This window comes from Streptosporangium sp. NBC_01755, from assembly GCF_035917995.1.
In the GTDB taxonomy this organism is placed as follows: Bacteria; Actinomycetota; Actinomycetes; order Streptosporangiales; family Streptosporangiaceae; genus Streptosporangium.
The window spans coordinates 7,182,759-7,204,185 of the sequence record NZ_CP109131.1 but is presented as its reverse complement, the minus strand read 5'-3'; the positions used below and the strand labels follow the sequence as shown (position 1 = coordinate 7,204,185).

Annotated in this window: 15 protein-coding genes, 2 rRNA genes, 2 pseudogenes and 1 riboswitch; of the genes and pseudogenes, 7 read left to right on the top strand and 12 right to left on the bottom strand. The window is 67.1% G+C overall.

The features are described from left to right. Nucleotides 1-128: 128 nt before the first annotated feature. Nucleotides 129-220, bottom strand: a riboswitch (glycine riboswitch). A 15-nt stretch (nucleotides 221-235) separates the two neighbouring features. The 6 genes from OG884_RS33265 to OG884_RS33240 form a co-directional block, all read right to left on the bottom strand. Continuing rightward, nucleotides 236-856, bottom strand: a complete 621-nt coding sequence (locus OG884_RS33265; protein WP_442811584.1) for a MerR family transcriptional regulator — start codon at nucleotides 854-856, stop codon at nucleotides 236-238. 144 nt (nucleotides 857-1,000) lie between these two features. Next, nucleotides 1,001-1,471: a bifunctional nuclease family protein gene (locus tag OG884_RS33260; RefSeq protein WP_326639501.1), complete on the bottom strand. Its 471-nt coding sequence runs from the start codon at nucleotides 1,469-1,471 to the stop codon at nucleotides 1,001-1,003. Between the two features lie 79 nt (nucleotides 1,472-1,550). Further along, nucleotides 1,551-2,201 (bottom strand): transcriptional regulator FtsR, encoded by a 651-nt coding sequence (gene ftsR / locus OG884_RS33255; protein WP_442811583.1) that lies wholly within the window; start codon nucleotides 2,199-2,201, stop codon nucleotides 1,551-1,553. Nucleotides 2,202-2,227: 26 nt separating this feature from the next. Beyond that, complete coding sequence (locus tag OG884_RS33250) at nucleotides 2,228-2,740, bottom strand: FHA domain-containing protein (RefSeq protein ID WP_030915019.1); 513 nt, start codon at nucleotides 2,738-2,740, stop codon at nucleotides 2,228-2,230. Nucleotides 2,741-2,967: 227 nt separating this feature from the next. After that, entirely contained in the window at nucleotides 2,968-5,469 is a 2,502-nt protein-coding gene (locus tag OG884_RS33245; protein WP_326639499.1) for a mannose-1-phosphate guanyltransferase, read from the bottom strand. 3 nt (nucleotides 5,470-5,472) lie between these two features. Continuing rightward, nucleotides 5,473-6,069, bottom strand: coding sequence for a CDP-alcohol phosphatidyltransferase family protein (locus OG884_RS33240; protein WP_326639497.1), 597 nt, complete (start codon nucleotides 6,067-6,069; stop codon nucleotides 5,473-5,475). Nucleotides 6,070-6,341: 272 nt separating this feature from the next. Between OG884_RS33240 and OG884_RS33235 the strand changes: the two genes are divergently transcribed. From OG884_RS33235 to OG884_RS33225, 3 genes and pseudogenes are all read left to right on the top strand, one after another. Then, nucleotides 6,342-6,950: a class I SAM-dependent methyltransferase gene (locus tag OG884_RS33235; protein ID WP_326639495.1), complete on the top strand. Its 609-nt coding sequence runs from the start codon at nucleotides 6,342-6,344 to the stop codon at nucleotides 6,948-6,950. An 80-nt stretch (nucleotides 6,951-7,030) separates the two neighbouring features. Then, the gene (locus tag OG884_RS33230; protein ID WP_326639494.1) at nucleotides 7,031-7,252 is read left to right on the top strand and encodes a hypothetical protein; all 222 of its coding nucleotides are present in this window, start codon (nucleotides 7,031-7,033) and stop codon (nucleotides 7,250-7,252) included. A 12-nt stretch (nucleotides 7,253-7,264) separates the two neighbouring features. Next, nucleotides 7,265-7,423 (top strand): annotated as a pseudogene (locus tag OG884_RS33225) (acyl-CoA dehydrogenase family protein); the annotation flags it as partial. A gap of 69 nt (nucleotides 7,424-7,492) precedes the next feature. Here the strand turns inward: OG884_RS33225 and OG884_RS33220 are convergent. Next, a complete protein-coding gene (locus OG884_RS33220) occupies nucleotides 7,493-8,407 on the bottom strand; it encodes an alpha/beta hydrolase (RefSeq protein WP_326639492.1) in 915 nt (304 codons plus the stop codon). A gap of 463 nt (nucleotides 8,408-8,870) precedes the next feature. On the opposite strand from OG884_RS33220, the gene OG884_RS33215 reads away from it, so the two are divergent. From OG884_RS33215 to OG884_RS33205, 3 genes are all read left to right on the top strand, one after another. Next, nucleotides 8,871-9,986, top strand: a complete 1,116-nt coding sequence (locus tag OG884_RS33215; RefSeq protein ID WP_326639490.1) for a globin domain-containing protein — start codon at nucleotides 8,871-8,873, stop codon at nucleotides 9,984-9,986. 344 nt (nucleotides 9,987-10,330) lie between these two features. Further along, complete coding sequence (locus tag OG884_RS33210; protein ID WP_326639488.1) at nucleotides 10,331-10,660, top strand: hypothetical protein; 330 nt, start codon at nucleotides 10,331-10,333, stop codon at nucleotides 10,658-10,660. A 209-nt stretch (nucleotides 10,661-10,869) separates the two neighbouring features. Continuing rightward, nucleotides 10,870-12,441: an IS1182 family transposase gene (locus OG884_RS33205; protein ID WP_326639485.1), complete on the top strand. Its 1,572-nt coding sequence runs from the start codon at nucleotides 10,870-10,872 to the stop codon at nucleotides 12,439-12,441. Between the two features lie 59 nt (nucleotides 12,442-12,500). Here the strand turns inward: OG884_RS33205 and thyX are convergent, their stop codons facing one another. From thyX to OG884_RS33190, 3 genes are all read right to left on the bottom strand, one after another. Then, nucleotides 12,501-13,193 (bottom strand): FAD-dependent thymidylate synthase, encoded by a 693-nt coding sequence (gene thyX, locus OG884_RS33200; RefSeq protein ID WP_326639483.1) that lies wholly within the window; start codon nucleotides 13,191-13,193, stop codon nucleotides 12,501-12,503. Between the two features lie 127 nt (nucleotides 13,194-13,320). Next, nucleotides 13,321-14,646, bottom strand: a complete 1,326-nt coding sequence (locus tag OG884_RS33195; RefSeq protein ID WP_326639481.1) for an amidohydrolase — start codon at nucleotides 14,644-14,646, stop codon at nucleotides 13,321-13,323. A gap of 271 nt (nucleotides 14,647-14,917) precedes the next feature. Beyond that, the gene (locus tag OG884_RS33190) at nucleotides 14,918-17,059 is read right to left on the bottom strand and encodes an anthranilate synthase component I (RefSeq protein WP_326639479.1); all 2,142 of its coding nucleotides are present in this window, start codon (nucleotides 17,057-17,059) and stop codon (nucleotides 14,918-14,920) included. A gap of 262 nt (nucleotides 17,060-17,321) precedes the next feature. Between OG884_RS33190 and OG884_RS33185 the strand changes: the two are divergent. Further along, nucleotides 17,322-17,690: pseudogene (locus OG884_RS33185) on the top strand (helix-turn-helix transcriptional regulator); the annotation flags it as partial. A gap of 188 nt (nucleotides 17,691-17,878) precedes the next feature. Here the strand turns inward: OG884_RS33185 and rrf are convergent. Beyond that, a 5S ribosomal RNA gene (rrf, locus tag OG884_RS33180) occupies nucleotides 17,879-17,995 on the bottom strand. A 71-nt stretch (nucleotides 17,996-18,066) separates the two neighbouring features. Further along, a 23S ribosomal RNA gene (locus OG884_RS33175) occupies nucleotides 18,067-21,192 on the bottom strand. Between the last annotated feature and the right edge of the window lie 235 nt (nucleotides 21,193-21,427).

Here is a 21,427-nt window from a genome sequence, read left to right as displayed (position 1 = left end):
GGGTCTCCCCCTCTGTCATCACGACTGTCATCACGTGGTCGCGACCTGAGAGCTTCACCTGCCCTTGCCGGGAGGCTTGCACCGTCGGTGAGACGCACCTGGCGGGCGCGCCTGCTTTCCAGAGTTGCCTCGTCCGTGCGGTACAGGGTGCCTGAGAGATTCCGGGGAGGTTGCTCCTTCGGCGCCCCGATCGTGCCGGGGTCTCTCCCGCACAGGGTCAGTGGCGAGTCCGAGTTTACCCGGTTCGTCGTACTCGGCGACGGCGGGCCAACTCATCGGCCTGATGATCGTCTAAAGGGCCCCCGCCCAACTCCGCGCGTTCGCCGGGAAGATCCGCAAGAGAGCCCTCCACCTCCTGCCACACCCGTCCCAGCGCGATACCGAAGACTCCCTGGCCACCCTGGAGCAGATCGATGACCTCGTCGGGCGAGGTGCACTCGTAGACGCTCACCCCGTCGCTCATCAGGGTGATCTGGGCCAGATCGTTGACACCCCGCTCCCGCAGGTGCTGCACGGCGATGCGGATCTGCTGAAGGGAGACGCCGGTGTCGAGAAGGCGCTTGACAACCTTGAGGACCAGAATGTCACGGAAGCCGTACAGCCGCTGGGAACCGGAGCCGTGGGCCGCTCTCACGGTGGGTTCGACCAGGCCGGTGCGCGCCCAGTAGTCGAGTTGCCGGTAGGTGATTCCGGCCGCCGAACAGGCCGTCGGCCCCCTGTAGCCGATGTCGGCGGGCACTTTCACCGGTTGCCCGTCGAACAGCAGACCCTCTTCACCCGCGCGCTGACGTGCCGACTGGCGCCGTTCCGGGTCATCCTGGTCGGCGTTTCTACCCTCGCCGCTGCTGACCGCCACGCGGACCTCCGGCTTTCTCTCATCCCACGGCCTGATCTGGGGGTTTACGCATGACCGCGGGTTTCACTTGCACCGTAGGACTGGGGCCAAGTCCAGTCAACGACCCCACCCGGCGCGTCGTGAAGCGTAAATGCACCGAAATTCCTACCCCGCGCGGCCGAAGTCCTCGGGCGTGATCGTGTCAAGGAACTCCCTGAACTTCTCCACCTCGTCCTCCTGGTCGTCGGGGATGATGACCCCCGCCTCCCGGACCACATCCTCACTCGCGAAGATACGTGCGCCGGTACGAAGTGCCAAGGCGATCGAGTCGGAAGGCCGCGCGCTCACCTCGACCCCGTTCGAGAACACGAGATCCGCGAAGAAGATGCCATCGCGTAAAGCGACGATGTTGACAGTGCTCAACCTGACTCCGAGTCCTTCGAGCACGTCCCGGAACAGGTCATGGGTGAGTGGCCGAGGTGGTGGTTCCTCGGCCTGGGCCATGGCGATCGCCGTGGCTTCCGTCATGCCGATCCAGATAGGTAGGTAACGCTCCCCATGCGTCTCTTTCAACAAGACGATCGGCTGGTTGGAGGGCATCTCAACTCGAACGCCCACGACCTCCATCTGCAACACGGGCTGCTCCGTCTTCGCTGGATTCCGACCGGTTTGTTCAACGTAACACCCGTAGAGGTACGAGTGCCTGGTCAGGCTCTCACCGGCCCAGTGCCCCACGGACTCCGGAACGCAACAGTGAGGCGTGCAATTCCAGCATCAGGCCGGAAATCTCCCTCGCCGTCTCGTCTGCCTGGTCGATCGCGCCGGGGCCGCGACGGCGCAGCAGCGGGGCGACGGCCTGCTCCACCAGCCCCGCCTCGCGTTCCGCGGCGGCCTTGACCGCCCGCAGGTGGCGGGCGCGCAAGCCGAAGGCGGCCAGGGCTCCGACGCTGCGGGCCACGATCAGCGCCTCGGCGTCGTAGTAGCGGGCCACGGCGGCCAGGAGACCGTAGTCCTCCAGCTCCGTGAGGGTCTCCTCGTCGAGCTCGGCGGCGGCGAGGAACTCCTCACGGGTGAGGCGGACCTCGGGGGGCGCGTCGTCGGGGACGGCGCGTGGCCGGGCGGCCGGACGCTCCTCCCGGTCGGCCGCCTCCAGATGATCCTTGATCACGCGCAGCGGCAGGTAGCGATCACGCTGCTCGCTGAGGATGTAGCGGAGCCGCTCGACGTCGGCGTAGCTGAACTTGCGGTAGCCGGAGGGACTGCGTTCCGGCTCGATCAGCCCCTCGCCCTCCAGGAAGCGAATCTTGGAGATGCTGACATCGGGGAACTCGCCCTGCAGGAGAGCGAGCACCTCCCCGATGCTCATGTGCGCACGAGCGGCCTGCGAGCTCATCATCCTCCAGCGGCACCGCGGGTGAGGAAGACGAGGCGGAACTTGCCGATCTGCACCTCGTCCCCGCCGTACAGCGGGACCTCCTCTATGCGCTCACGATTGACGTACGTGCCGTTCAGGCTACCGACGTCACGGACCGTGAAGACCCCGCCGCCGCGCCGGTAGAACTCCACGTGGCGGCGCGAGACCGTGATGTCGTCGAGGAAGATGTCGCTCTCGGGGTGGCGGCCCACGGTGGTGAGGTCGCTGTCGAGCAGGAACCGGCTGCCGGCGTTGGGGCCGCGCATCGCGACCAGCAACGCGCTACCGGCCGGCAACTGCTCGACGGCCTGCCGCTCGGCGAGAAGCGTCTCACCGGTCTCCGCCTCGTAGGCCTCGATCCCGGAGAGGGAGATTGTCGATGTGCTGTCTCCGGGGGTGTCGGACCTGGTAAGCGGCGACCCGCATCGTGAACAGAAACGGGCATCCTCAGGATTGGCATGACCGCACTGCGTGCAGTAGACGCTCGGCATCGATCGGCTCGGCCTCCTACCGCGAAGACGCGGCAACGGTGCTCAGTGATGCGCGCCTCGCTTCTTCGCTTCTCAAGTGTTTTCTCGGACTGCGAATGCCGCAACATACAGCGATGAGGCGCGAAGGTCAAGGTTGACGCTGAACCGCGGGTACGGTCGGTGACAAAGTTACAGGGGACGCTGCCCCTGGTCCATGGCGCCGCGCTGTATTTGTCGCACAGGCCGCCTCAACCGCCGGCGGCCTCCTCCACCACCCGCGCCCAGCGCTCGATCAGGGTCTGCGCGGAGTCGACGTCGAACCCCTCGGCCCACAGGTGGGTGACCGCCTCGGTCGGATCGGGCAGCACCAGGGTCCAGCTGCCGTCCTCCGCGACGACCCGCACCCCGTCGGTGGTATCGATGCGGTGATGCTCGGCGGCCTCGATGACCGAGCGCATCACCGCCCCCTTGGCCGCCCACGGGGTCGGCACGGTACGGCGCAGCAGCTTGGCCTCGGGGATCCTGGCGTCGATCTGGCTGAGCGAGAGCCGGGTCCTGGCGACCAGGCCGAGCAGGCGCAGGAACACCGCCAGGCCGTCCACCGTGGGGCCGAACTCGGGCACGATGAAACCGCCGCGCCCGTCGGCCGCAAAGATCATCTCTGGACCCCTGGCGGAGGCGGTGAGCGCGTCGATCGCGGTGGACGTCCACTCGGCCTGAACCCCGTGGAACCTGCAGACCTGCTCGGCCACCCGGGTGGTGGTGACCGGCAGTGCCACCCTGCCGCCGCGGCGCTCGGCCGCGACCAGGTCGAGCACCACCAGCAGGGCGCGCTCCTCGCTGATCAGCTGGCCCATCTCGTCCACCAGCGCGACCCGCTCCCCCACCGGGTCGAAGCGCACGCCGAAGGCCGCCCTGGAGGAGCTGACGAGCTCGGACAGGCGCTGCAGGTCGCGGCGGCGCTCGGCGAGGGTCTCGGTGGGCGAGGCGTCGTCCAGCCGGTTGTTGACGGTCAGCACGTCCACCCCGACCCGGCCGAGCAGGCTGGGCAGCACCAGCGAGGAGGTGCCTCCCGCGCAGTCGACCACGACCTTCATGTCGGCGTCGCGGACCCCGCTGATGTCGATCAGGCGTAGCAGTTCGTGCGTGTAGTCCTCCACCGCCCTGGCGGGGAAGCTCAGCTCGGCGATCTCACCGGGGAAGGCGCGGCGGAACTCCTGCCGGGAGAAGACCCGGTCCAGCTTGCGCTGGGCCGGCGGTGACAGGTCCGCGCCGTGCTCGTCCATGAAGACGATGTCGACGCTCTGCGGGTCACCGGGGGTGGTGCGCAGCGCGATGCCGCCGACGGCGTTCTCCCTGGCGGTGTGGAAGCGCGCCACGGGGAGCGGGGACGCCTCCAGGTCGAGCACGTTGATCGCGCTGGCGTTGAGGGCGCTGATCACGGCCCGTTTCAGCGCCCGCGCGGCGCGGGAGGAGTCGCGGGAGGTGATGACCGAGGCCCCCTTCTTCAGGGTGGTGGCGTAGGCGCTGGCGAGCCGCACGCACAGCTCGGGGGTGATCTCCACGTTGACCAGCCCCGAGACTCCTCGGGGACCGAACAGGTTGCGCTGGGCACGCGGCTCCCAGATGACGCTGTTGTTGATCACCGCCCCGGCCTCGATGGTCTTGAACGGGTAGATCTTGACCCCGGAGGAGATGTACGCCTCGGCCTCGATGATGCACTCGTCGCCGATGACGGCGCCCTCCTCGACCCTGGCCGCCGTCATCAGGTCGGTGTTCTTGCCGATCACGCAGCCGCGCAGGTGGGCGCCGGGCCCGACGTACACGTTGTCGTGGACGACCGCGCGGTGCAGGAAGGCTCCCTCCCTGACCACCGCGTTGCTGCCCAGCACGGTGTACTCGCGCAGCTCGGCCCCCGCCTCGACCTTGGCGTAGTCGCCGACGTAGAGGGGGCCCTTGAGGATGGCGTCGGCGTCGACCGAGGCCCCCTCGGCCACCCAGACGCCCGGCGAGACCTCGAAGGCGTCGATGTCGACCTTGACCCGGCCCGACAGGACGTCGGCCTGGGCCTTGAGGTAGCTCTCGTGGTTGCCGACGTCCTCCCAGTAGCCGTCGGCCACGTACCCGTACAGCGGGGCTCCGCGCTCCAGCAGCCGGGGGAACACATCTCCCGACCAGTCGACGGACTCCCCCGCCGCGATCTCGTCGAGTACCTCGGGTTCCATCACGTAGATGCCGGTGTTGACGGTGTCGGAGAAGACCTGGCCCCAGGTGGGTTTCTCCAGGAAGCGCTCCACCCGCCCGTGGTCGTCGACGATGACGATCCCGAACTCCAGCGGGTTGGGGACGCGCTTGAGCCCGATGGTGACCATCGCGCCGCTCTCGCGGTGGAAGCGGATCATGTCGCTCAGGTCGATGTCCGTCAGCGCGTCGCCGGAGATGACCAGGAAGCGGTCGTCGCGGAGCCTGTCCGCCGCGTTCTTGACGCTGCCCGCGGTGCCGAGCGGCGTGTCCTCGGTGGCGTAGTACAGGCTCATGCCGAGCTCGTCGCCGTCACCGAAGTAATTGCGGACCAGCGCCGCCAGGAACTGCACGGTGACCACCGTCTCGGTGAAACCGTGCCGTTTCAGGAGGCGCAGTACGTGCTCCATGATCGGCCGATTGATCACAGGCAGGAGAGGCTTGGGCTGGTTCGCGGTCATCGGCCGGAGCCGTGTCCCTTCCCCGCCCGCCATGACGACGGCCTTCACAGATCACCTCTTAAGGCGTTTGGCCTCGCTTGTCAGCTGACGCACCTGTACCCAATACAGCACTCCGGACCACCAGTACAGGCCTGTGCCCCAGATGGCCAGGGACCAGCCGACGATCCGGGCGGGATCGGCGTACCAGGCGTCGTGGTGAGCGAGGAAGAGCAGGGGGAAGGCGTAGAGGAGGTTGGCGGTGGCGGCCTTGCCGAGGAAGTGCACGGGCAACGCGGGGCCGTACCCGAGACGGCGCAGGATGAGCGGGATGCCCAGCAGCATCACGTCGCGCAGCGGGATGGCCAGCGCCAGCCACCAGGGGATGATCTCACGCATGGCGAGGCCGAACAGGGTGGCCAGGATGTAGAGCCGGTCGGCCAGCGGGTCGAGCAGGCGGCCGAGCCGGCTGGTCTGGTTCCACGCGCGTGCGATCTTGCCGTCGAGCCAGTCGGAGAACCCGGCCAGCATCAGCAGCGCGACGGCCCAGCCGTCGGCCCTCGGGCCCAGCACCAGCCACAGGAAGACCGGCACCCCCAGGAGCCTGGCCAGACTCAACGCGTTGGGAACCGTCCAGATTCGATCTTCGGTTCCCGATGCTTCCGGATTCACCGGTCTGTCTCCCTCCCCCGCGCCTGATGCCGACCCTACCCGTGCGGAGCTCACACGGGCCGTACGGGCACCCGGCGGCACACGGGCCGCCGGGACATCGGGCATGGGACCGGGGGCGCCCAGGGCCGCAGCAGGGGCGGGCGAGGGGAACGGTGCCACGCGGGTCGCGCGGCACCCGGCCGTTCCCCCAGGGCACCGAGGCTTCCCACCTGGTCGAAACCCGTATCGGCTGACGTGCCCGCAGCACCGGCGCACCCCTTACGCTTCACAATATGACCAATGACACCACGCTCTTTCTTGGGCAGTGGATTCGCTCGCCGGGCACCGTCGGAGCGGTGGCGCCGAGCTCGCGGCGGCTTGCCGAGGCGGTGGCCTCGCCGGTCCCCCACCGAGGGGATCCGGTGATCGTCGAGCTCGGCCCCGGCACCGGCGTGTTCACCGCGGAGATCCAGCGTCGGCTGGGGGGCCGGGGGCACCACATGGCCGTCGAGATCAACCCCAGGCTGGCCGACTTCCTCGCCACCAGGAACCCGGGGGTGGACGTCGTGGCCGACGACGCGGCACGGCTGCCCGAACTGCTGCGGGAGCGCGGTCTCTCCAAGGCCGACGCGATCGTGAGCGGGCTCCCCTGGGCCTCGTTCTCCGCGGAGACACAGGGCCGCCTGCTGGACGCGGTCACCGCGATCATGGGTCCGCACACGGCCTTCACCACCTTCGCCTACAGCTTCGCCAAGCGCCTTCCTCCCGCGCGGCGTTTCAGGAAGCGCCTGATCGACACCTTCGAGGAGGTCGTCACGGGCCGCACGGTGTGGGGCAACGTGCCGCCCGCCTTCGTCTACCACACGCGCAGGCCGCGCCTGGATGCCGTCCAGCAGAACTGATCCCCGTGTCCCGGTGACCCTGGAGGCTTACCGAACTTCGTTCTACGATTGCGCGCGCAACCAGAATGGAGTTGGTCACCGTGGACTTCACACTTCCGGAGAGCGCCCTCGCCGTCCAACGCGGCGTCGGCGACATCTGCGCGCGCTACGACCTGGACTACTGGCAGCGGTGCGAGAGCGAGAAACGCTGGCCGGAGGAGGTCTGGCAGGATCTGGCCAAGGGCGGCTGGCTGTTCGACAGGCAGTTGCCCTGCGGCACCGAGGCCAATATCGCCAAGCTGACCGCCTCCCAGGCTGCCTAGGAGGCGGCCGACCACGCGTTCCAGACGCACGGCGGCATGGCCTACTCGCTGGAGTACCCGGTGGCCCGTCTGCTGGCCGACGCCCGCATCGGCAAGGTCGCCTCCGTCACCGAGGAGCTCCTGCTCAACTACCTGGCCACCCAGGTGCTCGGACTTCCCAGGAGCTTCTGACCGGATCGCCGGATGCGCCCGCTCGGCCGAAGCCGGGCGGGACGCCTCCCTGGTCCCGCCCGTACCCGCTCAGCTGAAAGCCTCAGCGAGACGGGCCGCGGCGTACTCGCGCGCCTCGGTCGCCTGGTCGAAGAAGCCCGGCAAGCCGAAGAAGCCATGGATCGCTCCCTCGTACCTTCTGACCTCGACCGGCACCCCGGCCGCGGCGAGCTGGGCCGCGTAGTCCTCACCCTCGTCGCAGAGCGGGTCGCACTCGGCGGTGATCACTGTCGCCGGGGCCAGACCGGCCTTGTCTGCCAGCTGGACGGGAGCCAGCCTGGGGTCGGCCGGGTCCCCTCCGTACTGCGCGACGAACCAGGCCATCTCGTCGGCGTCGAGCCCGAAGCCGTTGGCGTAGGCGCGGTAGCTCCCGGTCTCCATGGCCACGTCGGCTATCGGGTAGACGAGCAGTTGGTGGACCAGTTCGAGCCCGGCGTCCCTGGCCTGCCAGGCGGCCACGGCGGCGAGGTTGCCCCCGGCGCTGTCGCCGCAGACCGCGACGCGCTCGGGGTCGGCCCCGTAGGCGCCGGGGTGAGCGAAGACGTCCTGGACGACGCTCCAGGCGTCGTCCGCGGCCGCGGGGAAGGGGTGATCAGGCGCGAGCCGGTAGTCGACCGAGATCACGACCGCCCCGTTGCGCACCGCGAGGTCACGCCCGAGGGCGTCGTTGCGGTCGACGCTTCCGAAGACCCAGCCTCCACCGTGAAAGTAGACGATCGCGGGGAGGGGACGGTCGCCCTCCTCGGGCCGGTAGACGCGGACCGGTACGCCCGCGGCGACGTCATCTCTGACCAGCGGGAGCGGGATGATCGGACCACGCTGCTCGGCGAAGGCGTCGAGGGTCCGCATCGCGGCGATCGTCTCGGGTGTGAGCGTGGAGCGCGGGACTCCGAGGTCTGTCGGGAAGGTCTTCAGGTAGGCCTCGGCCTGCGGGTGCAACGGCATGACCGGCACTTTACCCGCCGGGTCCGGTCAGCCGCGGAAGGCACCGCGGCGTCGGTCTCGCCTCACCGGAAGCGCCCGCCCCCAGCGCGGGAATACGAGAAGAGTCGTACCCCCCGGCAACCCGAACCCCCCGGCAACCCGAACCCCCTGGCAACCCGAAACTCCGGAATGCCGGAAAATCTCTCGAAGGGTGGGACCGTGACTCAGGACGAACGTGATTATTATTCGCTTATTTTACTCGGAGCGGATTGCCTGGTCGCGCACAATAGCCCGCCAATTACGGATAGTTAGATTTCCCACCATATTGCCGAGAAACGGTTGTGACGCCTACACGGTGATGGAAGACTTGAATTTGAGCGACTCGGTGAGCCGGGGCCAACCGGTCGCTCGTCACCCGGAACCGTCAGGGAGGTGGATCTGCGTGATCGGACTTTGAGCCGGTCAATTAGGGTGGGTTCGTTAAATGTCTTTGAATCCGCGTCTCGTCAAGGAAAGTTTCGCCGTCGTCGAACCCGTCGCGGACAAGGCCGCGGCATACTTCTACGGCCGCCTGTTCGCCGAGAATCCGCACCTGCGGACGATGTTCCCTCCGGCGATGGACGTCCAGCGCGACCGCCTGTTCGGCGCGCTGACCAGGATCGTCTGGAGCCTGGACAGTCCCGACAGCCTGGCCTCGTTCCTGGGACAACTCGGCCGCGACCACCGAAAGTACGGCGTGGTCGCCGAGCACTACACCGCGATCGGCAACGCGCTCCTGGCCACGGTCAGGCGCTTCGCCGCCGAGATCTGGAACACCGAGATAGAGGCGGCGTGGACCGCCGCCTACACCGCCGCCGCCAATCTCATGATCGAATCGGCCGAGTCCGACGCGGGGGTGTCGCCCGCCTGGTGGCTGGCCGAGGTGGTCGACCACGAACTCCGCACTCCGGACATCGCGGTGATCACCTTACGGCTCGACCGGGACCTGCCCTACCTCCCCGGCCAGTACGTCAGCGTGCAGACCGCACGCTGGCCGCGCGTCTGGCGCACGTTCTCCATCGCGAACGCACCCCGGGACGACAACACGGTCCGCCTGCACGTCCGCGCGATCTCCGGCGGCTGGGTCTCCACCACGCTGGTCCAGCGCACCCGGATCGGCGACACCCTGATGGTGGGGCCCCCGATCGGCACCATGGTTCCCACCGACTCCGGACGCGACATCCTGTGCGTGGCCGGCGGCACCGGCCTGGCACCGATCAAGGCCATCCTGGAGCATGTGATCGGCTCCGGACGTCGCCCGAACATCCACCTGCTCCACGGCGCCCGCACCACCGAGGAGCTCTACGACCTGGCCGACCTGCTCCGGATGGCGTCGGCCTTCCCGCGGCTGCGGGTGCTGCCGGTGGTCTCCGGACAACCGGGGTACGACGGCATGCGGGGCCAGGTGGCCGAGGTGATGGAGCGGTTCCACTCCTGGGCCGGCCACGAGGCCTACGTCTGCGGTCCGATCGCCATGGTCAACGAGACGGTCCACAGGCTCCAGCGGGGCGGAGTGCCCCTGGCCGACATCCGCCGGGACATCGTGCAGGGCGAGCCCTGAACGACAATCAGGATTAATCCCCCAAAATGATTACGCAAATTCCATAGAGCCCGGCGGGACACGGCATGGCGTGGCAGCATGAGGCCCAATCCGAAAGGAGATGGTCATGCACGACTGCCCCCCTCACAGCCCGTGCCCCCCTCTCGACCGCCGCCCCCGTTCCCCGCACGGCCCCTCGGCCGGAGCCGTCCATCCGTACGAATCCGCCCCCGGCCCCCTCCACCGGCGGCTCCTCCGAGGCCAGGGCCACACCCGCCGCCGGCACGCGGCCACCCCCGGCCGCGGCACCCGCCCGTCGGGTCCACCGGTCGTGCCCACCCCGCGCCGCGCGGCGCTCTGAACCGATGGCCAGACCCGTCACGCTCGTGACCTTCATGCTTCCCAGCGCCCTGCGGCACTGGGCCGGCGAGAGCACCGAGGTCCGCGTCTTCGCCGTCGCCGACCGCGAGGACGGCGACCCCACGCTGGGCTCCGCTCTCGACATGCTCCGCCGCATGCACCCGTCGCTGGAGCAGCGGCTCCGCGACGACTACGGGAGCATCCGCCGGCACATCAGCATGTTCGTCTGCGGCGAGAACGCCCGGCATCTCGGCGGCCTCGACTGCGCGCTGCCCCCGGGGGCCGAGATCCTCGTCCTGCCCACCCTCTCACGCCGCCAGGAGACCACGAGCTGACCGCCCGCGCCCGCACCGCCCTGGACGCCCCGGCCATCTGGGCGCTGCGCAACCCGTACGAGCCGGTGGAGCCGTGGCCGGTGGAGCAGTTCGAGGCCACGCTCCACGCGCTGCCCGAGGCCGACAGATTCGGAACCTCTCGTCTAGAAGTGCACTGAAAATCTTGCGTTCTGGTCCCGCCTCGGATGATTCGGGGCCAGACTCGTTGCGTGCAGGGTGAATGGGCTGGAGAACCGGTAGGGCCGGATGTGTGGCAGACCTGCCGGGAGCTGATCCCAGCCGGGAGCGTTTTCGCGTTCCTGGCCGAACATCGGCAGACGCTGTTCCCAGCAGACATGTTCACGGACATGTATCCCTCGGCGAACGGGCGGCCGAGCATGCCGCCGCAGGTGCTCGCCACAGTGATCGTCCTGCAGAGCCTGCACGGGCTGTCGGACTTCGAGACGGTTCAGGAACTGCGTTGTGACCTGAGGTGGAAGGCCGCCTGCGGCCTGGGTCTGTACGACACCGCGTTCGACCCGTCGCTGTTGACCTACTTCCGACGGCGCCTGCAGCGCTCGGCCGATCCGAACCGGCTGTTCACCAAGGTCAGGGAAGTCGTCGCGGCCACCGGCGTCCTCAAAGGCAGGCAGCGCCGGGCGTTGGACTCCACCGTGCTGGACGACGCGGTCGCCACCCAGGACACCGTCACCCAGCTCATCGCCGCGATCCGCCGGGTCATCCGCGACGTCCCCGGCGCCGAGCCGGTCGCCGCCCAGTGGTGCACCGCCCACGACTACACCGACCCCGGCAAGCCGAAGATCGCCTGGAACGACCAGCAGGCGCGGGACACACTGGTCGACGCCCTGGTCACCGACGCCCTTAATCTCATCGCTCACGTGCCCGGCCAACCGCTCGGCGAGACGGCGGCAGGCGCCCTCGGACTGCTGGCACTGGTCGCAGGACAAGACGTCGAGCCCGCCGACGGCTCCGACGGCCGATGGCGGATCGCCCGGCGCACCGCCCACGACCGCATCGTGTCCACGGTCGACCCCGAGGCCCGCCACATCCACAAGAACCGCACCCGCCACCAGGACGGCTTTCGCGCACATGCCGCGTTCGAGCCCGAGGCGGGGCTGTTCACCGAGGTCGCCCTCACCGCGGGCAGCGGCGCGGACAACCACGAGGCCGCCGTCGCCCGAAGCCTCCTCGCCGGCGACGACGATGCCCTGACGGTACTGGGCGACACCGCCTACGGCACCGGCGACCTGCGACAGACCCTCCAAGCCGACGGCCACACCCTGGTGATCAAGCCGCCGCCGCTACGCCAAGCCGTCCCCGGCGGCTTCACCACCGACGATTTCCAGGTCGACACCCAAACCGGCCGCGTCACCTGCCCGGCAGGCCACACCAAAACCCTCGGCCGCCCGCTGGCAGGTGGTAACCGCCAGGCCCAGTTCAAGATCCTGTGCCGCACCTGCCCACTGCGCGAACGCTGCACCACGTCCAAGACCGGACGCACCTTCAACGTCCACCCCCACTATGACCTCCTCAAAACCGCCCGGCAGCAGGCCGCCACCAGTCAGCGATGGCAGCAGGAGTACCGCCGCTGGCGACCACCCGTCGAACGCGCCATCGCCTGGCTGGTCGCCAAAGGCAACCGTCGCGTTCCCTACCGCGGCGTCCTCAAGAACAACATCTGGCTCCACAACCGCGCTGCCGCACTCAACCTCCGCCGCCTCATCAACCTCGGACTCACCCACACAGGCGGCGCCTGGGCACTGAACCCCGCCACTGCATAAGCCGCCGGGGCGCCTGCTCCGCGCCGATATCCACTCAAACCAAGATCTTCAGTGCACTTCTAGGGCGCGACCCTGCCGCCGGCCACGAAGGCCTCGTGCGTGAGGGGCATCAGCGTCGCCCAGGCGGCCTCCATCTTCTCCGCCACCATCTCGATCTCGCGCTGCGGGAACGAGGGCACCTTGGCCTGCTCGTTCTTGGTTCGCAGGGAGAGGAAGTGCATGAGCGAACGGGCGTTGCAGGTGGCGTACATCGAGGAGAACAGCCCGACGGGCAGCACCGCCCTGGCCACCTCGCGGGCGATGCCGGCCTCCAGCATCTCCCGGTAGGCGGCGTAGGACTGCCGGTAGGACGCCTCCATCGCCTCGGTAACGATCTTGTGCTGCTCGGCACTGCCCTCGGCGAAGACGTACTTACCCGGCCGGCCTTCCTGAACCAGCTTCCGTTCCGTCCCCGGAACATAGAAGTTGGGCTGAAGCTCGCGGTAACGCCCGCTTTCTTCGTTATATGACCATCCGACCCTATGGCGGTGAAATTCACGGAAAACGAAGATCGGCGCACTGACGAGGAAGGTCATCGAGTTGTGCTCGAAAGGGCTGCCGTGCCGGTCGCGCATCAGGAAGTTGATCAGACCTCTGGACCGCGCGGGATCCTTGCCGATCTCCTCCAGGGACTGCTCCCCCGCGGTCGAGACCCGTGCCGCCCAGAGCACGTCCGAGTCGGAGGCGCTGTGCTTGATCAACTCCACGGTCACGTCGTCAAGAAAACGTGCCCCTGCCTCATCGCCCGTCAACTGGCTCCCCCTCGTCGCGTCGTCGGTCGCGCAACATCGTAGACCGTAACGGCGCGGGGAGCCCGGCCGCCCCGAAGACCGGCACCGTTCACAGCCGGTAGATCCTGCGGGCGTTGCCGGAGCCGATCATCTGGGCCACCCGGACGGCGTCCGAGGTGCTCCACTCTCCGTCTGCCAGTCGCGCGGCGAGCGCCCCGGCCAGCCCTCGCCGGTAGTGCAGGGCCCCAAGGTGACAGGTCTCCGCCACGCCGTGGCCACCGGAGCCGAACAACTGCTTGTGGAACGGTGCCAGCTCAAGCAGTTCCGCCATGACCGCGGCCGAACCAGTGGCGCTGCGGGTCAGCGCCGCTCCCACGTCGACGTAGACGTTCGGAAGCGCACCGGCGAGGTAGGCCGCCCGGCGGTGGAACGGGTGACAGTGCAGCAGGACGACGGGCACACCCACCGGCTGCACGGCCACGATGAAGCCGGTCATCGTCGCCGGACCCGCGCCGTACGGGCCGGGGCCCGCACGGCCTTCGAAGGCGCCGGAACCTCCGAAACCGGCGCCCCCCGCGGAACCGCTGTGAGCATCGCGACCGCCGTAGACCGTACGGCCGCCGCGACCGGCATGAACCCCCTGACGCGCGCCGCCGCCGTAACGGGTGTGACCGGTGTGGAACTGCAGCGGCCGTCCGTACTCCCTGGCCACGTCGACGGCCGTCCAGAGCAGGTGGCGCAGGAGCACCTGATCGACGAGCCTCTCGCCCGGGCAGGCCAGCCGCCGGGTGGCCGCCGCGATCACCGCTCCCCGGCTCGGCCTGGCCGGGTCGAGATGGAGCCCGGACCTGTGGGCCGTGACCGACTTCAGGGCGACGGCGCGGACGGCCCGCGCGGCGAGGCTCTGGGCGAGGGCCGAGATGTAGGAGACCCCCGAGACCGCGGTCCTGGCCACCCCCTCCTCGGCCCGCTCGATGTGGACGACCCGAGCGGTGTCGGCGCCACCCGCGTGGCCCATCTCGGCCGGCGGCAGCACCTCGGGCCCGTCGAGGTCCCCGTCCAGCCCGTCCAGCCCGTCGAAGCGGTCGAAGCCGTCGAACAGGAAGGTGGCGATCCCCGCGGCGCCCAGCAGTCGCCGGTTCACCTCGGCGGCGCCCAACTCCGCCCTGCGGGCCAGGTACACGGCCGGCGGCACGTGCGGGGCGAGACCGAGGACGGGCGCGCACCAGCGGCGGACCGCGGTGCCGACGGGGGTGTCGAAGTGGGTGGTACCCGGGGGCGCCGGAGTTCCCGCGTCGCTGAGCAGCGTCTCGAACCGGGCCCTGGTCAGGTCGTCACGGCGCACGCCGTGACAGTTCTGGTCGACCAGCGGCGCCAGCAGCGCCTCCCGTACGGCGTCGGGCAGCTCGACGGGCAGCACACCGTCCGACCTCATGCCCACTCCTCCCCCGGTCGCGGGGGCGGCGGCCAGATCCGGCCGTCACCCCTGCGATCCTTGCGACGGGGAGACCCCTGTGACTCCTCCGCTCCCCGAAGGGAGCGGTTTCTCGTCTCCCTCGGCCGAGGTGGGCGACGGCCAGGCCCTGACCGTTTCGATCCCAAGAACCGTAACGGAGCAGCGATTCACCTGCCGGATGAACCCGGCAATCCCCTCGCTGAACATGATGGTCACCCGAGGTGAGTGCCGGGTTCGAAATACCGGTTCTTTACCCGGACGTGCGGCAGAGCCGGAGAACGTTGGCGATGACCTTCGCTCCCGCTCCCCCCTCGGCGGTGAGGATCGACTCGGGGTGGAACTGCACGGCGAAGCGGCGCCGCTCCACGTCCTCGATCGCCATCACCGCGCCGTCGGGGGTGAGCGCGGTGGTGGTGAAGCCGGCGACACCCGTCCGCTTGGCGTGGACCGAGTGGTAGCGCGCGGCGGTGAACTCCTCGGGGAGCCCGTCGAGCAGCGCGCTGTCGCCCAGCCGCCGGACCCGGCCACGCTTGCCGTGCTCGGGATAGGACAGCAACTCCAGCGTGCCGCCCGCCTGCTCCACCATGCCCTGCAGGCCGAGGCAGACGCCGAACACCGGCAGGTCGCGCTCATAGAGGGCGCCGATCAGGGCCAGGAGGCCGAAGTCGGAGGGCCAGCCGGGTCCTGGCGACAGCACCACCAGGGACGGCGCGATCTCATCGATCATCGAGACGGGGAAGCCGTGCCGGAGCGTGACGACCTCGGCGCCCTGCTGACGGAAGTAGTCGGCGAGGGTGTTGACGAAGGAGTCCTCATGGTCGACGAGCAGGACCTTCATCCCGCTTCCCTGCGGCGTCGCGGCCACCTGGGGCTCGGTCTGCTCCTGCGGGGCCACGCCGACCGCCGCCAGAGCCCCCAGCAGGGCGCTGGCCTTGAGCTCGGTCTCCCGCTCCTCGGAGGCGGGGTCGGAATCGAACAGCAGCGTGGCCCCGGCCCTGACGGTGGCGACCCCGCCGCGGATCTGCGCGGTGCGCAGGGTCAGACCGGTGTTCATCGAGCCGTCGAAACCGATGTAGCCGACCGCTCCGCCGTACCAGCGGCGAGTGGTGGCCTCATGATCCTCGATGAACTGCATGGCCCAGGTCTTGGGTGCACCGGTGACGGTGACGGCCCACATGTGGGTGAGGAAGGCGTCGAGCGCGTCGAACTCCGGCCGCAGCCTGCCCTCGATGTGGTCGACGGTGTGGATCAGCCTGGAGTACATCTCGATCTGGCGCCGGCCGATCACCTGGACCGTCCCCGGCACGCAGATGCGCGACTTGTCGTTGCGGTCCACGTCCGTGCACATGGTCAGCTCCGACTCCTCCTTGACGCTGGACAGAAGGGTGCGGATCGCGTCGGCGTCCTCGACCGGGTTGCTCCCCCGGGCGATGGTGCCGGAGATGGGGCAGGTCTCGACGCGGTCGCCGCTGACCCGGACGTACATCTCCGGGGAGGCGCCGACCAGGTGCTCGCCCTCGCCGAGGTTGAACAGGAACTCGTACGGCGCTGGGTTGATCTTGCGCAGCTCCCGGTAGAAGGCCGCCGGGTCGGCGCAGGGCGCGTGGAAGACCTGACCTGGAACGACCTCGAACAGGTCGCCGCGGACGAACTTCTCCTTGGCCGCGGCCACCACCTGGGCGTAGGAGCCCTTCTCGGGGTCGGCCGGGAGCTCGAAGGGCGCGGGGGGCAGCGGCACGACCTCTCCCTCGCGGGCGAGCCCGTGGGTGGAGAGACCGTCCACCGTGAACTCGTAGCGGAACTCCTTGCTGGTCTCCCGCTTGCGGTCGATCACCATCACCCGGTCGGGCAGGTGGAGCACGAGGTCACGCTGGTCGGCGCCCCGCGGCAGGACCTGCCTGATCGGCTCGAACTGGAAGGCCAGGTCGTAGCCGAAGGAGCCGTACAGGCCCAGGTGCTCGTCCTCGCCCTTGAACACGGCGATGACCTCGCGAATCGCGGTGAAGACCGTGGGGCGGCGGCTGCGCATCTCCTCGGGGAGGATGTCCTCGGACTCCGCCACGTGGACCTCGACGAAATCGCCCGTCGGCTCCTCGACGGGCTTGCCCGCCGCGAGCAGGCAGGACACGACGGCGGGCAGCACCACCCTGCCGCGGGCGTTCAGCGCGCGGGCGGAGATCCTGCGCCCCCTGGCCACGATCTCCAGGCAGGGATCGACGTAGGCGAGGTGCCATCGGCTGTAGCGGCCGGGATACTCCATCCCGGAGGAGAGCACTCCACCACGACGCTCACCGAGCGTCGTGACGACGTCCTCAAGCACCGTCTCCGGCACGTCGGACGCGGTGACCTCGATCCCTACGCCGCCGGCGGTGGTATATCGGCTCGTCTCCACTGCGTTATCGCCCCTTTGATTTCCCTGATGCCCAGAGGGAGCGGACACAGAAAAGGCCGCCTCCCTGGGCGGCCGTCTGTCTGCTCGCGAATGCGAAACCTGCGCCGCCTAGAAGCGGCGCCACCACCGAAGGGCAACCGGGTATCGCATGTCGCCACAGTACCGGCGACAACCGTGATCATGCAACGTGGCCACGCGACGTACCCGCCCTGACCGACCACAGTGAGCAAAAGATCTACAGGACAGGGTCTAGGGTCGGGGTGTGCGCGCGGCCAGGTTGATGTCGTTGGTGCTGCTGCTCCAGGCGCGGGGCCGGATGACCGCGGTGGAGCTCTCCCGGGAGCTGGAGGTCTCCGAGCGGACCGTCCACCGTGACGTGCTCGCCCTGTCGGAGGCCGGCATGCCGGTCTACGCCGACCGGGGGCGGGGCGGCGGCTACCGGCTGCTGGACGGATACCGCACCCGCCTCACCGGGCTGGACCGCGCCGAGGCCGAGGCACTGTTCCTGTTGGGCGTGCCGGAGGCGCTGCGGGAGATGGGACTGGGCGAAGTGGCCGCCACGGCGCGCCTGAAGGCCTCGGCCGCGCTCTCTCCCGGCCTGCGCGACGCCCCCCGATCTCCGTGCCCGCGTCGCCGGTGCCGCCACCCGCCTGCATGACCTGTACGGCTCCTCGGGCGACATCGGCACGCCGGCCCGGTAACCGCTCACGACGGCCTCGGCGCCGGTCAGCGGTAGCCGGTGGCGTCGGCGGTGCGGGTTCCCGGCAGAAAACACGAAGGCCCCCACCACGAATGGTGAGGGCCCTCACATGAAAAATTGTCCGGCGGCGACCTACTCTCCCACACCGTCCCCGGTGCAGTACCATCGGCGCTGAAGAGCTTAACTTCCGGGTTCGGAATGTAACCGGGTGTTTCCCCTTCGCCATAACCGCCGTAACACTATGAAACACACAAACCACCGTTTGCTGTCTCAGAATTGCCTAGTGGACGCGAGCAAGAATTGCTTTGAGGTCAAGTCCTCGGCCTATTAGTACTGGTCAGCTCCACACATTACTGCGCTTCCACTTCCAGCCTATCAACCCGGTCGTCTACCGGGAGCCTTACCCCCTCACAGGGTGGGAGACCTCATCTCAAGGCGAGCTTCCCGCTTAGATGCTTTCAGCGGTTATCCCTTCCGAACGTAGCCAACCAGCCGTGCTCCTGGCGGAACAACTGGCACACCAGAGGTTCGTCCGTCCCGGTCCTCTCGTACTAGGGACAGCTCCTTTCAAGTCTCCTGCGCGCGCAGCGGATAGGGACCGAACTGTCTCGCGACGTTCTAAACCCAGCTCGCGTGCCGCTTTAATGGGCGAACAGCCCAACCCTTGGGACCTACTCCAGCCCCAGGATGCGACGAGCCGACATCGAGGTGCCAAACCATCCCGTCGATATGGACTCTTGGGGAAGATCAGCCTGTTATCCCCGGGGTACCTTTTAGCCGTTGAGCGACGGCGCTTCCACATGCCACCGCCGGATCACTAGTCCCAGCTTTCGCTCCTGCTCGACCCGTCGGTCTCACAGTCAAGCTCCCTTGTGCACTTACACTCGACACCTGATTGCCAACCAGGCTGAGGGAACCTTTGGGCGCCTCCGTTACTCTTTAGGAGGCAACCGCCCCAGTTAAACTACCCACCAGACACTGTCCCTGATCCGGATCACGGACCGAAGTTAGACGTTCAAAACGACCAGAGTGGTATTTCACCAATGACTCCACCACCACTAGCGTGATAGCTTCACCGTCTCCCACCTATCCTACACAAGACGTTCCAAACGCCAATGTCAAGCTATAGTGAAGGTCCCGGGGTCTTTCCGTCCTGCTGCGCGTAACGAGCATCTTTACTCGTAGTGCAATTTCGCCGGGTCTGCGGTTGAGACAGCGGGGAAGTCGTTACGCCATTCGTGCAGGTCGGAACTTACCCGACAAGGAATTTCGCTACCTTAGGATGGTTATAGTTACCACCGCCGTTTACTGGCGCTTAAGTTCTCAGCTTCGCCACACACGTGCGACTAACCGGTCCCCTTAACGTTCCAGCACCGGGCAGGCGTCAGTCCGTATACATCGTCTTACGACTTCGCACGGACCTGTGTTTTTAGTAAACAGTCGCTTCCCCCTGGCCTCTGCGACCCCCACCAGCTCAGAGTGCAAGACTCATCACCAGCGAAGGCCCCCTTCTCCCGAAGTTACGGGGGCAATTTGCCGAGTTCCTTAACCACAGTTCACCCGATCGCCTTAGTATTCTCTACCTGACCACCTGAGTCGGTTTAGGGTACGGGCCGCCACGACACTCACTAGAGGCTTTTCTCGGCAGCATAGGATCACCCACTTCGCCACAATCGGCTCGGCATCACATCTCAGACTTAATGTGCTGCGGATTTGCCTACAACACGTCCTACATGCTTACCCCAGGACTACCATCGCCTGGGCTGGGCTACCTTCCTGCGTCACCCCATCGCTTACCTACTACCAGTTCAGGCCAGGCGTTCACCCTCACCCCAAGCCCGAAGGCTCGGAGGGGTTAAGGACCCTTAGTATCACTGGATTCAGTATTGGCGCATCGTAGCGGGTACGGGAATATCAACCCGTTGTCCATCGACTACGCCTGTCGGCCTCGCCTTAGGTCCCGACTTACCCTGGGCGGATTAGCCTGCCCCAGGAACCCTTGGTCATCCGGCGCAGAAGTTTCTCACTTCTGATTCGCTACTCATGCCTGCATTCTCACTCGCACAGCCTCCACAGCTGGATCACTCCGCTGCTTCACCGGCCGCACGACGCTCCCCTACCCATCCACACACCTAAACCACAAAGGCTCGGATACATGTGTGAATGCCACGACTTCGGCGGTGTACTTGAGCCCCGCTACATTGTCGGCGCAGAATCACTTGACCAGTGAGCTATTACGCACTCTTTCAAGGGTGGCTGCTTCTAAGCCAACCTCCTGGTTGTCACTGCGACTCCACATCCTTTCCCACTTAGCACACGCTTAGGGGCCTTAGTCGGTGGTCTGGGCTGTTTCCCTCTCGACTACGGAGCTTATCCCCCGCAGTCTCACTGCTGCGCTCTCACTTACCGGCATTCGGAGTTTGGCTGACGTCAGTAACCTTGTCGGGCCCATTAGCCATCCAGTGCTCTACCTCCGGCAAGAAACACGCAACGCTGCACCTAAATGCATTTCGGGGAGAACCAGCTATCACGGAGTTTGATTGGCCTTTCACCCCTAAACACAGGTCATCCCCCAGGTTTTCAACCCTGGTGGGTTCGGTCCTCCACGCGGTCTTACCCGCGCTTCAACCTGCCCATGCCTAGATCACTCCGCTTCGGGTCTACAGCATGCGACTCAAACGCCCTATTCAGACTCGCTTTCGCTACGGCTCCCCCACACGGGTTAACCTCGCCACACACCATAACTCGCAGGCTCATTCTTCAAAAGGCACGCAGTCACATCACAAACACTCCGAAGAATGTTTACGCTCCTACGGCTTGTAGGCACACGGTTTCAGGTACTATTTCACGACCCCTCACCGGGGCGCTTTTCACCTTTCCCTCACGGTACTTGTTCACTATCGGTCATCAGGGAGTATTTAGGCTTACCAGGTGGTCCTGGCAGATTCACACAGGATTTCTCGGGCCCCGTGCTACTTGGGATCCCCTCCAACAGTCCAACCGATTTCGCCTACCCGACTCTCACGGTCTACGGCGCCACTTCCCAGAAGCTTCGGCTATCGAAAGGATTTCTTACTGTCCGGAGGAACGGCAGCCCCTCCCAGAGGGTCCCACAACCCCGTAAACGCAACGCCTGCCGGCTATCACACGCCTACGGTTTAGCCTGATCCGCTTTCGCTCACCACTACTCACGGAATCACTATTTGTTTTCTCTTCCTACGGGTACTGAGATGTTTCACTTCCCCGCGTTACCACCAACCGCCCTATACATTCAGGCGGAGGCAACACCACATGACTGGTGCTAGGTTTCCCCATTCGGACATCCCCGGATCAAAGTCTGGTTGGCGACTCCCCGGGGCTTAACGCAGCCTCCCACGTCCTTCATCGGCTCCTGATGCCAAGGCATCCACCGTGTGCCCTAAAAAACTTGGCCACAAAGATGCTCGCGTCCACTATGCAAATCTCAAACAACAAACAGCGACCAGACCAGACCCGCCACCAACACCCACCCGGGTCGCACCCACGGTGCGCCACGAACGAGCCGGTATGACAGATGATCGGTCCCGCATGAGGCCCAAACAGACAGCAAGCCCGCCGCAAGCGGGCCCACCTCAAAGTCCGTTTCCTCAGGACCCAACAGTGTGTTCACCCCAGCGAAACCCCGCAAC